The following is a 15,323-nucleotide window of genomic DNA, read 5'->3' as shown; positions in this document are numbered from 1 at the left end:
CGTATCCTCCATCACCGCACAAGGGAACCTGTGTTCTACAGGGGCCACGACCTGCGCACGACGGGGTCTTCACCGTCGGGCACCCGCCGTGCCACCATCCTCTATGAGCCGATATGACGCGGTTGTCGTGGGCAGCGGTCACAACGCACTGGTCACGGCGGCGTATCTGGCCCGCGCGGGATGGAACGTCCTCGTCCTGGAGGGCAACGACCGTCCCGGCGGCCTCGTGCGCACCGAGGAACTCACCGTGCCGGGGTTCCGGCACGACGTGTACTCCTCGGCGCACCCCCTGTTCACCTCCGGCCCCGCCTACGCCGAACTCGGCCCCGAGCTGGCCGGGTTCGGGCTGACGTACCGCGGCTCCCGCTACGCCATCGGCGTCTCGACGCCCGGGGCGGGATCCGCGGTGTTCTCGACCGACGCCGCGGAGAACGAGGCGGAGGCCGACCGCCTCGCCCCCGGCGACGGCGCCGCTCTCGCCACCCTGCTGGCGGACTTCGCGCCGTACGCCGGGCCGGTGTTCGCGTTGTTCGCCGCGGACCTCAGCAGCCCGGAGTCGGCGCGGGTCATTCATGCCCTGACGCACGACGACGGTCACTACTCGGCGTTCACTCGGGACTTCCTCCGTACGTCCAGGGACCTGCTCGAGCACCGTTTCACCTCGCCGGTCCTGCACGGGATGCTGGCGCCGTGGGCGCTGCACCTGGGGCGCGGGCCCGACGAGGTCAACAGCGCCTTCTGGACGCTGCTGACGCTGATCGCGGTGACCACGGCCGGCATGCCCACGCCGGAGGGCGGCAGCGAGCGGCTCGCGCGGGCACTGACGGCCCTGGTCGAGCACCACGGCGGCCGGGTCCTGACCGGGCGGTGGGTGGAACGGATCCTGGTCCGCGACGGCCGTGCGGTGGGCGTGCGCACGGCGGACGGGGAGGTCGCCACGGCCCGGCGGGCCGTCGTCGCCTCGGTGAATCCCGACCAGCTGTACCTGAAGCTGCTCGCGGACGCCGACGGCGTGGTCCCGCCGGCGATCCGGCGGCAGGCGGGCGAGTACCGCTACGGCCGCGGCTGCGTCCAGCTGCACCTGGCGCTGTCCGAGCCACCGGTGTTCGAGGACGAGCGGCTGGCCCGTACCGGGCAGTCGCACCTCACCCAGGGCCTCGACGCGCTGTCCCGTTCGGTCGGCGAGGCGACCCGGGGCCTGCTTCCGGCGGAACCGACGATCTCCTTCGACACGCCCTCCGCCGCCGACCCGACGCGCTGTCCGGCGGGCGCGGCCGTGGCCCGGCTGCAGATGCTGGACGTGCCGCTGCGGCTGCGGGGTGATGCCGCCGGGGAGATCGACACGCGTGACGGGTGGACGGACGGGGTGAAGGAGGCCTTCGCGGACAGGGTGATCGCGCTCGCCGCCCGCCACGCGCCGAACCTGCCCGGGGCCGTCATCGGCCGGCATGTGCTCGGCCCGCCCGACCTGGCCCGCTTCAACCCGAACTGCGGTCCGGGCGACCCCTACGGCGGCAGCCACGAACTGGCCCAGAGCTATCTGCTCCGGCCCCTCCCCGGCCGGCCGTCGCACCGGACCGTCGTGCCGAACCTCTTCATGGTCGGCGCGGCGACCTGGCCGGGGCACGGCGTCAACGGCGCCTCCGGCTACATCGTCGCCAAGGAGCTGCTGAGGAGTTGCTGACGAGCGGGCCGTGACGGATGTCAGGCGGTGGGGGCGCCGGCCACGCGGCGCTCGCCGCCGTTGAGCTCCTGCCAGAACCGGTAGACGTCGACCGCGGCGTCGCGCGCCTCGTAGCGCATGGGCAGGCGGCGCTCGGTGTGGTCCTTGGCGAACTCGCCGTAGAAGGAGTCGAGCTCGAAGTACTTGCGGTCGTCCACGTAGTGCGGCTCGTAGGCGTCGCGGGTGGTGAGGAAGACGACCTCGTCGGGGCTGCAGTAGTACAGCGAGCCCAGGCACATCGGGCACGGGTGGGCGAGGACGTAGATGGTGGTGCCGGTCAGGTGCTCGGTGCCCAGCTTCACGCACGCCTCGCGGATGGCGAGGATCTCCGCGTGCGCGGTCGGGTCGTTGGTCTGCGCCACCTTGTTCGGCGACTCGGCGAGGATCTCGCCGTCCTTGACGATGACGGTCGCGAACGGACGGCCGCCCTCCTCGACGTTGCGGCGGGCTATGTCGATGGTGCGCTGTACGAAGTCCATGGGGATTCCTCCTTGGCGGGGACGCGGGACGGGCGGGACGGGCCGGGGCGGGCCGGCGGCGTCGTCGCCGCGGGCCCGCCCCGGGCCGGATCAGAAGGGCTTGGTCGGCAGGTACTTGCCGTCCAGGGTGATGACGGCGCGCTCGCCGCCCTCGGGGTCGGCGACCTTCTTCACGTCCAGCTTGAAGTTGATCGCGCTGATGATGCCGTCGCCGAACTGCTCGTGGACCAGGGCCTTGAGGGTGGTGCCGTAGACCTGGAGCATCTCGTAGAAGCGGTAGATGGTCGGGTCGGTCGGGATGCCGCCGGGGATGGAGCCGCGGCTCGGGATGGTCTGCAGCGTCCTTGCGGCGTCGTCGTCCAGGCCCAGGAGCTCGGCGACGGCCTCGGCCGAGGCCTCGGGCAGCGGGTGCTGGCCGAGCACGGCGGCGGTGACGAAGGCGACCGACAGGCCGGCGGCGTCGGCGATCTGCTGCCAGGACAGGTCCTTGCGCACCTTGGCCTCGACGGCCTCGGCGGCCAGGGCCTGACGGGCGGCGGGGTCGAACTGGGCGTGCACCATGGGAAGGGTTTCCTTTCGGAGGAAGAGACAGCTGGGGAGGGACAAATGTGGGGGCGGCGGTCAGGCCGCGAGGGGGGCCGTACGGCCGGTGGCGTCGAGCTCCTCGACGGTGCCGGAGGGGATGTCGTAGACCCAGCCGCGCAGGGTGACCGCGTTCGCGGCCAGGGCGCGGGCCACCGACGGGTGGGTGGCCAGGTTGGCCAGCTGGGCGCGCACGTTCTCGCGGACCAGGGCGGCCACGTCCGGCCCGTCGGCCGCGGCGCGGGCGACGGAGGCGTCGGCGAAGCGCAGCCAGCCGGCGATCGCGGGAGCGGCGCTCAGGTCGTGGCTCTCGGCGAGGGCGGTCATCGCGCCGCAGGCGGAGTGCCCGCAGACCACGATGTCGGTGACGCCCAGGACGGCGACGGCGTACTCGATGCTGGCCGCCACGCCGTCCGGGCCGGGGGCGTGGGCGGGGACGAGGTTGCCGGCCGTGCGGATGACGAACAGCTCGCCGGGCTCGCTCTGGGTGATGAGCTCCGGCACCACCCGGGCGTCGGAGCAGCCGATGAACAGCGTCGTCGGCCGGTGGGTCGCGGCCAGGCGGGCGAAGAGCTCCGCCTTGGCGGGGTAGACGTCCCGCTGGAAACGCGCGACGCCCTCGGTGAGGTCTTGCATGGTCACTCCTTCGGTGGCTGCCGGCCCCGTGGGCTGACGTGTTCCACCATGCATGACCTGGCCCTATAGAGTCCAAGAGTCAATATCCATGACTTCCATCGACCACATCTATAGTTGTGGTCATGGCCCTGGAACTCCGTCACCTGCGCTACCTGCTCGCCGTCGCCGAGCACGCGAGCTTCACCCGCGCCGCCGAGGAGCTGCACATCTCCCAGCCCACGCTGTCCCACCAGATCAAGCAGCTCGAGCGCACCGTCGGCGCCCAGCTCCTGGACCGCACCGGCCGCACCGTACGGCTCACCGACGCCGGCGAAACCTACGCGCATCACGCCCGCCGCGCCCTGCGCGACCTGGCGGCGGCCGAACGCGCCGTCGTGGACCTGGCCGACCTCTCGCGCGGCCACCTGCGCCTGGCCCTGACCCCCACCTTCACCGCCTACCTGGTCGGCCCGCTCACGGCCGAACTCCACGCCCGCCACCCGGGGATCACCCTGGAGGTCAAGGAGACGACCCAGGACCGCGTCGAGGCCGGCCTGCTGGCCGACGACTTCGACCTGGGCGTCGCCTTCCACGGTCCCCACGCGCCCGGCATCGCCGCGACCGCCCTGTTCACCGAGACCCTCGGCCTCGTCACCGGCGCCCACCGGCCCGGCGCGGACGGGCTGGACCCGCTGCCCGTCCGGGACCTCGCCGAGCGCCATCTGGCCCTGCTCAGCGGCGACTTCGCCACCCGCGGCCACATCGACGCCTACTTCGCCGCCCACGGGGTCCGGCCGCACATCGCCGTGGAGGCCAACTCCATCCAGGCGCTCACCGAGATCGTCCGGCGCACCCCGCTGGCCACCGTCCTGCCCGGCGCCATCACCGACGACCACCCCCACCTGAGGCCCGTCCCCCTGGACCCGCCCCTGCCCACGCGCACCGTCACCCTCCTGCGGCGCGAAGGCGCCTACCGCAGCGCCGCGGCGCGCGCCTTCACCCGCATCACCCAGGAGCTCGTGCACACCCGCGGCTACGCCCCTCCGGCCGCCCGGACGACGTGATCACGCGTCCGGGCACCGGCCGAGGACAGACGCGGGTCAGGGCCGGCGGCGGTCAGGTCAGCGCCGCGTGGGCCGCCTCGTAGCCGACCTTCAGACGGCCCGACTTGATTTTGACGGAGCGGATGGAGACATCGGTCAGGCAGCTCAGGTCAGGGACGTGCGTGCCGCCGCAGAACTCCGTCGCGAGTCCCTCGATGGTGATGGTCCGCCGCCCGTCGCACGCGCCGGAGCTGATCGGGAGGCCCTGCCCGATGGCCTTGATCACTCCCTCGCGCAGAGAATCGGCCATTTGTTCCTTGTCCACTTCCGCGCCGTCGAGCTCGTATTCGACCCGGGCCTGACCGGGAAAGTGGTTACTGCCCACGTGCCGCACCCCGAAGGGTCGGATCAGCGCGTCGACCAGGTGGCCCGCGGTGTGGAGGGCGGCGAAGAGGCGGCGTTGTTCGGCGTCGATGGCCGCGGTGACCACGTCGCCCTCGGAGAATCGCGGCAGATCCTCCTCGGATCCGGGGACCAGGTCGAGATGGACCCATCCCGAATCGGGATCGCGTACCGGCGAGGCGGGAATCCCGTCCACCCAGCCACGGTCGCTCGGCTGCCCTCCGCCCTGCGGATGGAAGATGTTGTCCACGAGGGCGATCCGGAGGCCGGCGGCGCTCGAGGCGCGGCTGAGAATCGTGGTCTTGGCCTCGTAGGTGTACGTCTGGGTCAGATAGACGCTGTTCTGCGTGCCCACTGTCCTGGGGGTGCCTTCCATGTGTCTCATGGTGTGTTCCGCGAGAATGCTCATGCTGCAGTACAGAGGGAGGCGAGAGGCGGGAAACGGCGAATTATTCGAGCCCCGGTGCCGCCGGTCCGGACCGCTCGGCCTGCCGCGCCGTTCTGTGGCGGGACGGCGCCTCCTTTCCGTCCGGCCCGTCCGGGTGGGGCGCCCCGGGCTCCCCGGTCAGCCCCTCGGTGGGGCTGTCGCTGTCCGCCCGGCGCGGGCGGTGGTTGATGAGTGCGACGCCCGCGATCCCGAGCACCCCACCGACCAGCGCCAGCGGGGACGGCACCTCCCCCAGCCATACGTACGCCACGACGAGGGCCACCGGCGGCACGAGGTACAGCGCCGCGGTGGACGAGGCCATGGACAGCCGGGCGACCGCGTACCCCCATACGACGAAGCCTACGGCGGAGGGGATCAGTCCGAGGTACACCGCGGACAGCATCGGCGCCGTCGACGCGGCCGCGAAGCCGTGCACCATCCAGGGGAGGAGGGGCAGCAGGAAGAGGGTCCCCGCCCACATCGCGTAGCAGGCGACCTCGAGGCCGGTGTACCGCACCAGGAGGGGCTTGGTCGCGAAGTGGTAGACGCCCTGGACGACGGCCGCGGCGAGGACGACCCACGCCGACGTGGTGTATTCGGCGTGGCCTCCGGCCACCGCGATCACCGCCGCGCCGGCGATCGCCACCACGCTTCCGGTGGTCTTGAACCAGGTGATCCGCTCTCCGAGGAAGGCCGCCGCGAGCAGCACGCTGAACACCGGGGCGACGGCGATGAGCAGGCTCGCGGTGCCGGCGGGGACGTGCACCTCGCCCCAGTTGAGGAGGACTTGGTAGGCGGACATGCCGCTCGCCCCGCACAGCGCGATCATGGGCAGGTCCCGTCGGCGTGGTGCGCGTACGCCGAGGAACGGTGCCGCGACCGCCAGGGCGACCGAGGCGACCATGAGCCGGGCCAGCGAGAGCCCGGCGACGCCGAAACCGTCCAGGCCCACGCGAATGGCGGGAAAGGCCGATGCCCACGCGAAGACGGTGAGGGCGAGAGCCCAAGTGGCTTTCGGGATCTTCACGAGCCGATCCTGTCATCGACGCACGTATGGAGCAAATAACCTAGACGTAAATAAAGGGTGATGGCTTATTTCTGGCCACGTCACCACGACAATCACTCGCACTTTTTTGCGAGAAGTCACCGGAACGAGTAACTCCGATACCTTTTTCGCAGACGGACTCGTAATCTCACCTGGAGCACCTGACCCGCACGGATCCGTGCGGGCCGTCCGCCGAGACCCAGACGAGCGAGGCAGAGCGCTTCCCTATGGCCGATTTCGATTCCACACGGATTTTGATCTACGCCTTCAACTACGCCGATCGCATACTGGAGGAAGTGCCGTACCTCCGGTACTCGGCGGAGCGGAGCCTGTGTTTCCTGTGGGATCTCCGCGACCCGGCGGTGCAGGCTGTCGTCGTCACGTCGGAACCGGTCGATCCCTACACGCTCGAATACCACTTCCGCGACATCTTCCGGTTCGACGAGCGCATGATCGAAAGCGCCCGTGAGCGGCTGACGCTGCTGACGCCGAGCTCCCACCGACCGCGCCCGCTCGACGACCTGGTCCTCGGCGAGGACCGCCTCGTGGACGCGCTGCGGGGCGCCGCGGAGAAGAGCGCCCGGACGAGCATCGTCCACTTCATGGCCTCCGACTCCCTCGACAAGCTGGCCCACACGCTCGGTGCCGGCCTCGAAGAGGGCCACCAGTCCTTCGTCACCCGCTGGGGGAGCAAGGCCGGGGGCAAGGAGATCCTCGTGCGCGCCGGCGTGGCGGTGCCCGAAGGGCCGGCGACCGAGCTGCACAGCGAGGAAGCCGTGCTGGCGGAGATCGAGCGGCTCGCCTCCGGCTCGCGCCGGGCACGGCGCGTCATGGTCAAGCTGAGCGCCAACACCTATGCCGCGTCGATCGGGAACGTGCTGATCGCCTGCGACAAGCTCGGCAGCACCGGGGACCTCCTGGCCGCGGCCGAGGTGATCCGGATGCCCGCCGACGACTTCCACCGCGAGCTCGCCGTCGGCGGCGCGATCGTGGAGGAGTTCCTCGAGGACGTCACCTCCTCCCCCAGCGGACTCGGGCACATCCTCGCGGACGGCACGGTCAAGGTGGTCGCCTGCCACGACCAGGTGCTGTCGGGGGGCCAGTACTGGGGGTGCCGGTTCCCGGCGGAGGAGCAGTGGCAGCCCGTCATCAACGACGCGGTCGCGCGCACGGGCGCGGTGCTGGCCGAGCTCGGTCACCGGGGCACGTTCGGCGTCGACTTCGTGATCGCGGGCGAGCGCGGGCCGCTCGCGGTGGAGATCAACCTGCGCAAGGTGGGCCCCAGCCACGTGCTGCGGTATGCCGAGGCGCTCGTCGGCAGGGAGGTCGGGGACGACGGACTGCTGCGCCGGCCCGACGGGCGGACGATGTGCTACGTGCACGGGCGGCTGCTCGAACCGGAGGCGCTCGGCAGGATCGACCCGAGGACCGCTGTCGAGCGGCTGCGTGCGGAGGGGCTGCTCTACCAGCAGGACAAGGGCGAGGGCGTGGCCCTGCACGTGCTGGGGGCGCTGAAGTCCTGCGGCTTCGTGGAACTGACCGCCCTGGCGACCGACTTCGAGGCCGCCGACGCGTACTTCAAGGCGGCGGAAGCGGCCCTGGTGCGCGCCTGAGGACGCACGCCCGATCGAAGAGGATTACGGCGCCCGGCCTTGCGCGGCCGGGCGCCGTACATGTCACTCAGGCGGGCGCAGGGCCTGCTCGAAGGTCTCCACGATGCGCTCCGGATCCTCCGTGCCCACGGAGATCCGCAGCATGTCCCGGTGCAGCCCCCTGGCGCGCAGGGTGGCACGGCCCTCCGGTGTCGCGAGCAGGTCGGAGTGCGCGATGAAGATCTGTGGCGACACCATGGTGAACTCGGCGCCGAAGCTCGGGCCCTTGGCGACCGCGAGACGGTCGTACACCTGCTCGATCGGGACCCTGAGGTCCACCATGAGCAGGCCCCCCGGCACGTCGGGCCGGCGTTCGACCTTGCGGTAGTTGCGGTGCGAACCGGCGTCATACGCCCAGCTGACGCCCCGCACGACCCTGTCGTGGCGTTCGAGACAGGCGGCGAGGGCCAGGGCATTGGAGTTCACCCGGTCCATGCGGTCCGCATAGCCGCGGATGCGAGCCGCCACGCGTGCCGCGTCGCGGTGGTACGGCTCGTCGCCGTGGCGACGGAGCTCGTCGCGGAGGTCCGCTCCGAAGGAGGAGTCCGGGTTGACCACGACCGCGCCCATCAGGACGTCGGCCGATCCCGTGGCGTACTTGGTGAGGCTCTCGCAGACCACGTCGGCGTGGGGAAGCACGTCGACGTTGTAGGGGGTGGCGATCGTCGCGTCGACCACCAGCGCGCAGCCGGCCCGGGCGGCGATCTCCCGCAGGGCGGGGATGTCCGGGACGTGCAGGCTCGGGTTGCTGGGAACCTCCGCGATGATGCCCGCGAGCTCCCCCGCGTGCGCGTCGGCGACGCGCGCGATCTCCGCCAGGTCGAACGGGTCGCCGATCGTGGTGTGTTCGACGTCGATGACGCGCCGCTCCAGCAGGCTCATGGTGTCGAAGAAGATCCAGCCGAGCTGGAGCCACCTGCGCCGGCCGTTCTCCCGCTGGATCGCGGACACCGCGGCGATGGCCGCCGACACGGCGTTCATGCCGCTGGTGTGCAGCGACACGTCCGCCGTGTCGCGCACGCCGTAGGCGTCGGCGAGCACCGCCCTGACGGTTTCCGCGGGCGCCTCGTCCACCGTCGCCTCGGCCTGCCGGCTGTCGATCAGACCGGCATCCAGCAGGACGTCCTCCGCCTCGCGCGAGGACAGGTGGCTGCCGGTGTGCTGGACGTACGCGCGGACCCGGGCGGCCGAGGGGCCCTCGACGGGGAACCGCAGCCCGTGCAGGCCCTGTTTCTCGAACGCGGCTCCCGGGGAGAGACCGGCGTACGCCGCGGCGGCCCGCGCGGCCCGTGCCGAGCAGGTCAGGACGAGGCTCTCGTCCGTCCCGGTGCCGCCCGGGGCGACGAGTCCCGCCACCTGTGTCACGTACGGATGGGTGCGGAAGCGCGGGTAGCCCCAGGAGATGCGGCTGCGGGTGGCCGCGTCGCCCGACTCGTAGCCGATGACGGCCGCGATGTCGGGGATCGAGACGGACACCGAGTGGATGGAGCCGGGGACGGGCCGGCCGGCGGCGATGTGCCGCAGGCCGAAGGCCGGCCCGATGTCCCCGGTCTCCCCGGATGCCTCGAGGGTCATGCCTCGAGGCCCACGAGCCGCTGCACGCCGTCCCAGTAGTGCTCCACGAGCTCGAGGAACGCGAAGGCGCCCTCCTCGAATTCCGCCCGGGTTTCCGGCGATCCCACGTAGGGGGCGATCGCGTTGAAGACGGAGTTGCTGTGCCCCACCTCGACGTCGATGTGCAGTTGCCAGAAGTGGCGCAGGTCCTTGTCGTAGCCCTGGTGGGCCAGCCCGTCATTGATCTTCGAGACCATGATGGACGACATGGTCTCGTCGGCGTACAGCGCGCCGAGGGCCTTGTGGATCGAGGATTCGGTGTAGAGGATCCGGATCCCGTCGTTCAGGCGCTTGGTGACCTCGAGCGGCTCGTAATGATCGAGGTGTTCCTGATCGATTCCGATCCGGGCGAGGAAATCGGCGAAGAGGGTGGAGTGCGTCCGCTCGCCGCCGACCTCGTCGGCCACGTTCAGGATGATCTCCCGGAGGATCATCTCGTCCCGGGTCTTCATCGCCATCCCGGTGATGTAGAAGGGGAGATGGCGGAAGAAGTAGTAGCACTCGCTGTACATGAGGCGTTCCTGCCCGGGGGTGAGCCGGGTGGTGCGGTAGGCGTTCAGGTACGGGTGCTCGACGCCGCGGTGCCCGGCGATGCGGGCGAGCATGCCGTCCAGGTATTCCTTGATCGCCGGGTCCTCGACGGCAATCCGCCGGCGGATTCCCGGCTCGACGTTGTCGAAGTGGTCCCATACGGCCGTGGTGGTGGCGTCCGGAGTGTTCAGCTCGGTCATGGTCGTCTCTCTTCGCGGACGAAATCCGGCGTCGGTTCTGTCACTTCTTGATGGCGGACGCCGCCGAGACATCGGCGTTGTCCCACCACCGGTCGTCCGCGTTCAAATCGCGCTTGAGGTCCCGGTCACCCGCCCACGTCATGTTCAGGATGATGCGGGTGGCGTCCTCACGCAGCGGAATCGTCCGGTGCAGCGTGGTGTCGGTCCGCAGGAAGTACACGTCCCCCGAGGCGAAGTAATACGTGTTGATGGGGTTTTCGGCGAGGTAGCTGTTGATCCGCGGCGCCGACTTGTCCCACTCGGTGTGGGGCACGCACTGGAGCAGGCCACCGACGTCGATCGGCGGTGCCAGGAGCACCCAGATGAGGGCGAAGCTGAAGTCGCCCCAGTGCCATCCGTGGGTGTCGCCGCGCTGCTCCTGGCGGGTTATCAGGAACTCCTCGTCGGCCTTGGGGCAGGGGTGGATCTTCTCGCCGGCGATGGCTTCGAGGGCGTCCAGCAGGCCGGGGTTCGAGTAGATCGACGTCACCAGTTCGCTGTTGGCCGCGATCACCTCGCTGGGCACCACGGACATCGAGCGGCGGGTGAAACCAGTGGTCTCGAGGCGGAGATCGCGTCGCTCGGCGTGCTGCTGGAGGAGGCGTTCCGCTTCGGTCCGTACGACCTGACGCGTGTGCGCTTCGATCAGATCGGTCACGGTGACGATGCCGTACCGGTGGTAATGGTGCGACATCCGACGGATTTCGTCATTTTCCAGGGAGGTGCGGACGTTCTTCGATCCAAGCCCGTTACCGCTCACGAAGGGTCTCCGATGCTCGACTGGTGAATGCGGGATCGGCTGAAATGATCAGAGGAAGATCAGAGGCATATCGGAGGCAGTGCCTCCTGGAACGCACCCCCAGGACCGTAGGTGCGTCCCCTGGCCCTGATCAACCAGGCCGTCATGTGAAGGCGTCAATTCCGGTCAACCGAGCGGACCGGCCCGGCGTATTCCAGGGTCGGCCGACGGTGCGCGACAGGCATCGGGCCCGAAAAGCGTGGGTGATCGGCTGCCGGGAATACGGGCAGGCGGGCGCCCGGGGGACGACGTGACGGATCTTCCGGCCGGCTCACCACGGCACGGTGCGATCGATGTGGCGCGAATCGCATGACGGCCGATGCCACCCCTCGACTGTTCGGCAAATTCGTCCTATCGAAGACCCCGTTGCCGCACGGGCCCTCATCGCGTCACTATGCACCGGGGCACAAAGTGGTGGGCCAGGCACCGGCCTTGCCCCCCTATGGAAAGGCGCCGGCCGTCGTTCCGCCGGCACCCGATGGGCCGCCGGCATTCAGGAGCCCGTGCATCCTCGTGGGCGAAGACGCCGCTCTGCCTTGCTCGTCCCGAGACCCGAGACCCGAGACCCCACACCCAGTCCTGACATCGGATCTGGAGGCACGATGCCCAGCACCGCGCTCGGCCCGAGTTTCTCCGCCGTGGACGTTCCCTCCTTCTCCCGGCAGCACATTGCCGACGTCGCCGCGGGCAGGCTCGCCGCGGCCCGCGTCCCCGGCTTCTTCGACCGGGCGGCCCTCGAGACCATGACGGCCGCGCTGCACCGTCTGCCCACGGTCGACTACTACCCGGTCAGGGTCGCCATGACGAGGTTCGGGCCGGCCCTCAACGACTACCGGACTCCCCAGGGGGCCCTCAGAGCGGATCCCTACTGGCAGGATGCCGAGGCCTCGGAGCGGATGTGGCGGGAGGCCGGAATGGACCCGGATCCGGCCCAGGTGTCGCTGGACGTGCTCGGCACCGCCTGGGGTACGAAGGTGACCACCGCCACCATCGGCGGGCGACCCGCCTTCGTGGGGATGATGCGCGAGATCAACTCGGGCACGCTCCTGCACTACGACGACATCCACCTCGAATACCCCGGCGGCCTCTTCGACCAGGAGATCGTCTCCCAGCTCACCTACAACGCCTATCTGGTGGTGCCGGACGAGGGTGGTGGGACGAGGCTGTGGCAGCACCGCTGGGAGGCGTCCGACGACACCCACCGTCAGCGGTACGGGTACGACCCCCGCGTGGTGGACGGCTGCCGGCAGGTCACCATCGCCCCCGGCCCCGGTGACGCGCTGCTGTTCAACCCGAACCACTACCACCGCGTGCTGCCCAACGGCCAGGGCCACGAGAGACAGCGGCGGATCACCGTGACGTTCTTCCTCGGCCTCACCCCGGCGGGGGACCTGGTCGCCTGGTCCTGAGTCCGCCCCGCCACACGACCCGGAAGGAACCGAGGATTCATGGACGTCATGACCGCGATCGTCACCCGCAGGAGCGAGAAGGTACTCACCGACCCCGCGCCCAGTGACGGGGAGTTCCACTACCTCCTGCGCGGCGCGGCCACAGCGCCCGATCACGGAAGGCTGCGCCCCTGGCGCTGGATACTCGTACGCGGCGAAGCGCGCGCCGCTCTGGACCGCACGGTGGCCCCGAGCGGACCGCGCCCCGCCGGGAAGAACGCGCGCGGCCTCCCGGAGCCGCCGCTGCGGGCACTCCTGGTCTTCTCCCCCCTCCCGGGGCACAGGATCCCCGAATGGGAGCAGCTCGCCGCCAGTTGCTCCATGACGCACGCCCTGATGATGCTGCTGCACGCCCTGGGATACGGCAGCATCTGGCGCACCGGCCGGCTGTGCACCAGCCCCGGCCTCCACGGCCTGCTGCGGATGGAGGAAGGGGAACGACTGCTGGGTTCCCTCGACATCGGCACGCCCCCGGAAGGCCCCCGGCAACGCAGGCCGCTTCCCGACGTCTCGGACCGGGTCTCCGTCTTCGAGGCCGCGACCGCCGCGCGGCCGGCGCACGGCATCCGGGAAGCCGTCAGCGCCGAATGAGCGACGACTTCCCGTCCAGGCGGGGGCTGTCAGGGGAACGTGTAATTGCCCCAGGTGATGGTGACGCCCGCCGCTCCGGCGTTGTCGGCGGCGGCGTACGTCAGCGTGGCCTTCTTGGCGTCGAAGAAGCTGTCGCCGCCCTGGCCTCCCTGGCCTCCCTGGCCACCGGCGCCGCCACCGCCGCCGCCTCCGCCACCACCGCCGGCGTAGACGCCCAGGGCGCCTTGGCCCGAGCCGGCGCCCCCGCCTCCGCCGCCTCCGAAGCCGGCCGTGCCCGCACTCCCGTCGCCTCCCCGCGCCGCGCCGCTTCCGCTCGCGCCGCCCCGGCCGCCCTGGCCGCCACCGCCTCCGGAACCGCCCGAACCGCCGTATCCGCCACGGTTGGAGTCGTCCGACGTCTTGGGTGATCCCTGCGAGCCGCCGCGCTGACCGTTTCCGTCGCCGCCGCCGTTGCCGCCCTGGCTGCCGCCGCCTCCGCCGGAGCCCGCGCCGGAGGGCGTTCCCCTGCCCCCGCCGCCGCCTCCGCCGCCTCCGTTGTAGGCGCCCCAGCCCCAGCCGTTCCCTCCGCCGTCCCCGCCGCCGCCGGCGGAACCGGAGGAGCCCTGCCGGCCGGCGGAGCCCGCCACGGTCCCGCCGGCGGCCGTCACCACGCCCGCGTCTCCGCCGGAACCGCCCTGTCCGCCGCCGCCCCCGGAGCCGCCGGACCCTCCGCCGGCCACACCGCTGGAACTGGCCTGTCTGCCGTCGTCCCCGCGGCCTCCACCGCCGCCCTGACCACCGGTCGTACCCGCGTCCCCGCCGCTGCCCGCACCCGCGATCAAGGCGTCACCGTGGAGGACCCGCGCCGAGGCCCCCGAGGCGCCGTCGCCGGCGAACCGCACCGTGAGGCCGTCTCCCGGGTTCACGTACAGCAGGGCCTTGATGTCGGCGCCCTTGCCGCCGCCCGCCCCACCGGTGCCGGCGCCGACGCCACCGCGCACGTGCAGGCTGAGGATCGTGACGCCGTCCGGGACGACGAAGGGCTGCTGATCGCCGCCCTGGGGCGCGAACTCCTTGCTGCCCTCCGGGTTGAGGACGGTGTAGCGGCCACCGGAGATCGCGACGTCGCCCGTGACGGTCACCCGGCCGCCGACGGTCACCTTGCCCGCCATGTCAGTTCCCCTTCAGGGGGATGCCGTTGGGGTCGAGGAAGTGCGCGTGGGTCGTGATGTCGGCGGTGGCGGCGAGCGTGCCGGTGATGTTGGTGTCGTTGCCGACGGTCAGGTCGCCGTCGACGGTGGCGTTCTTCTGTACGTAGAGGCCCTTGTCGCCCTCCACGCGCAGTCCGTCCAGCGTCGGGTTGGAGACCGTGACGGCCGTGGTGAGGTAGTGGGTGGACCCGGCGATGGGGTAGGTCAGGTGGAAGACGGTGTCACGCTTGACGGTTCCCTTCCACTGGAAGTCCTTGATCGCGCCGTCGTACCCCGCGTCGGGCGTCGCCCCCGGGCCGTGGAGGACCTTGTACTCGAGGGTCTCCGGCCCGCGCCACGTCAGACGGACGGCTTCGCCGGCCGCCACCTCGCACTGCTCGGCGTGGAAGTCGTTGACGAGCTGTACGGGCACGGCCGGCGTCGGGAACTTGGTGATGGGGAGGCTGGTGTAACGGGGGTTGCCCTGCCAGTCGCCCTGGTTCGCGGTGGCGGTCTCGCGGATCTCGATCCGTGCCGTGCCCGGCTTCTTGCTGATGCGCAGGTTCTTGAGCGTGATGACGATGCCGGAGCGGTCCAGGGGCGTCGCGTCCGCGGGCGGGGTGACCACGAAGCGGGCGAAGTCGCCGGGCGGCAGGACGAGATTCGCGCCCTCCTGGATCCTCTCCACGTGCCAGCCGTCGGCGCCGCCGTCCCCGTCCCCGGCGTTGGCGTCGACCAGGCTCTGGGCGAGGTCGCCGTGCGGCAGGGAGAAGACGATCTCCCGGCAGTAGACGGTGGTGCCGCCGCCGTTGGAGATCACGATGTGCAGCGTCGAGGGCGGCGTGTCGTCACTGGCCGCCGCGTACAGCGGGAAGGGCTCGCTGATGATCGCGTAGTCGAGCAGACAGCCGTCGTTGACCGACTCGTTCACGGAGGCTGTTCCTTTCAGGGGAGAGTGGGCGGG

General features: G+C 70.9%; 15 protein-coding genes. 5 read left to right on the top strand and 10 right to left on the bottom strand.

Going from position 1 to position 15,323, the window contains the following annotated elements; genetic code table 11:
- Positions 1-103: 103 nt before the first annotated feature.
- A complete protein-coding gene (locus tag IE295_RS05495; RefSeq protein WP_190062252.1) occupies positions 104-1,684 on the top strand; it encodes a phytoene desaturase family protein in 1,581 nt (526 codons plus the stop codon).
- A 20-nt stretch (positions 1,685-1,704) separates the two neighbouring features.
- Here IE295_RS05495 and IE295_RS05490 read toward each other — a convergent pair whose 3' ends face one another.
- The 3 genes from IE295_RS05490 to IE295_RS05480 form a co-directional block, all read right to left on the bottom strand.
- Complete coding sequence (locus tag IE295_RS05490) at positions 1,705-2,202, bottom strand: nucleoside deaminase (RefSeq protein WP_190062251.1); 498 nt, start codon at positions 2,200-2,202, stop codon at positions 1,705-1,707.
- A 90-nt stretch (positions 2,203-2,292) separates the two neighbouring features.
- Positions 2,293-2,763 (bottom strand): cyanase, encoded by a 471-nt coding sequence (cynS, locus tag IE295_RS05485; RefSeq protein WP_190062250.1) that lies wholly within the window; start codon positions 2,761-2,763, stop codon positions 2,293-2,295.
- A 60-nt stretch (positions 2,764-2,823) separates the two neighbouring features.
- Complete coding sequence (locus tag IE295_RS05480; RefSeq protein WP_190062249.1) at positions 2,824-3,420, bottom strand: carbonic anhydrase; 597 nt, start codon at positions 3,418-3,420, stop codon at positions 2,824-2,826.
- A gap of 122 nt (positions 3,421-3,542) precedes the next feature.
- Between IE295_RS05480 and cynR the strand changes: the two genes are divergently transcribed.
- Positions 3,543-4,463 (top strand): transcriptional regulator CynR, encoded by a 921-nt coding sequence (cynR, locus tag IE295_RS05475; RefSeq protein ID WP_190062248.1) that lies wholly within the window; start codon positions 3,543-3,545, stop codon positions 4,461-4,463.
- Between the two features lie 52 nt (positions 4,464-4,515).
- On the opposite strand, the gene IE295_RS05470 is transcribed toward cynR, so the two are convergent.
- Together IE295_RS05470 and IE295_RS05465 are read right to left on the bottom strand one after the other, a co-directional pair.
- Entirely contained in the window at positions 4,516-5,220 is a 705-nt protein-coding gene (locus IE295_RS05470) for an alanyl-tRNA synthetase (RefSeq protein WP_190062247.1), read from the bottom strand.
- A 73-nt stretch (positions 5,221-5,293) separates the two neighbouring features.
- Positions 5,294-6,298, bottom strand: a complete 1,005-nt coding sequence (locus tag IE295_RS05465; RefSeq protein WP_190062246.1) for a DMT family transporter — start codon at positions 6,296-6,298, stop codon at positions 5,294-5,296.
- 245 nt (positions 6,299-6,543) lie between these two features.
- On the opposite strand from IE295_RS05465, the gene besA reads away from it, so the two are divergent.
- The gene (gene besA, locus IE295_RS05460; protein WP_190062245.1) at positions 6,544-7,929 is read left to right on the top strand and encodes an L-propargylglycine--L-glutamate ligase BesA; all 1,386 of its coding nucleotides are present in this window, start codon (positions 6,544-6,546) and stop codon (positions 7,927-7,929) included.
- 63 nt (positions 7,930-7,992) lie between these two features.
- Here the strand turns inward: besA and besB are convergent, their stop codons facing one another.
- From besB to besD, 3 genes are read right to left on the bottom strand one after another with little or no spacing between them, the layout of a single operon-like run.
- Positions 7,993-9,543 (bottom strand): L-2-amino-4-chloropent-4-enoate dechlorinase/desaturase BesB, encoded by a 1,551-nt coding sequence (gene besB, locus IE295_RS05455; protein ID WP_190062244.1) that lies wholly within the window; start codon positions 9,541-9,543, stop codon positions 7,993-7,995.
- The gene (gene besC, locus IE295_RS05450) at positions 9,540-10,313 is read right to left on the bottom strand and encodes a 4-chloro-allylglycine synthase BesC (protein ID WP_190062243.1); all 774 of its coding nucleotides are present in this window, start codon (positions 10,311-10,313) and stop codon (positions 9,540-9,542) included. The genes besB and besC overlap by 4 nt, the downstream gene beginning before the upstream one ends.
- Positions 10,314-10,353: 40 nt before the next feature.
- On the bottom strand, positions 10,354-11,112 hold the full coding sequence (besD, locus tag IE295_RS05445) for an L-lysine 4-chlorinase BesD (RefSeq protein WP_190062242.1): 759 nt from the start codon (positions 11,110-11,112) through the stop codon (positions 10,354-10,356).
- A 641-nt stretch (positions 11,113-11,753) separates the two neighbouring features.
- Here besD and IE295_RS05440 point away from each other — a divergent pair.
- Positions 11,754-12,560, top strand: coding sequence for a 2OG-Fe(II)-dependent halogenase WelO5 family protein (locus tag IE295_RS05440; protein ID WP_190062241.1), 807 nt, complete (start codon positions 11,754-11,756; stop codon positions 12,558-12,560).
- 39 nt (positions 12,561-12,599) lie between these two features.
- Positions 12,600-13,190, top strand: coding sequence for a nitroreductase family protein (locus tag IE295_RS05435; RefSeq protein WP_190062240.1), 591 nt, complete (start codon positions 12,600-12,602; stop codon positions 13,188-13,190).
- Positions 13,191-13,219: 29 nt separating this feature from the next.
- Here the strand turns inward: IE295_RS05435 and IE295_RS05430 are convergent, their stop codons facing one another.
- Positions 13,220-14,341, bottom strand: coding sequence for a hypothetical protein (locus tag IE295_RS05430; protein ID WP_190062438.1), 1,122 nt, complete (start codon positions 14,339-14,341; stop codon positions 13,220-13,222).
- Position 14,342: 1 nt separating this feature from the next.
- The gene (locus IE295_RS05425; RefSeq protein ID WP_190062239.1) at positions 14,343-15,290 is read right to left on the bottom strand and encodes a hypothetical protein; all 948 of its coding nucleotides are present in this window, start codon (positions 15,288-15,290) and stop codon (positions 14,343-14,345) included.
- Between the last annotated feature and the right edge of the window lie 33 nt (positions 15,291-15,323).

It is taken from the genome of Streptomyces griseocarneus (assembly GCF_014655595.1).
Classification (GTDB): Bacteria; Actinomycetota; Actinomycetes; order Streptomycetales; family Streptomycetaceae; genus Streptomyces; species Streptomyces griseocarneus.
Note: the sequence above shows the minus strand (reverse complement) of the source record. Positions and strands in the feature narration are given on the sequence as shown.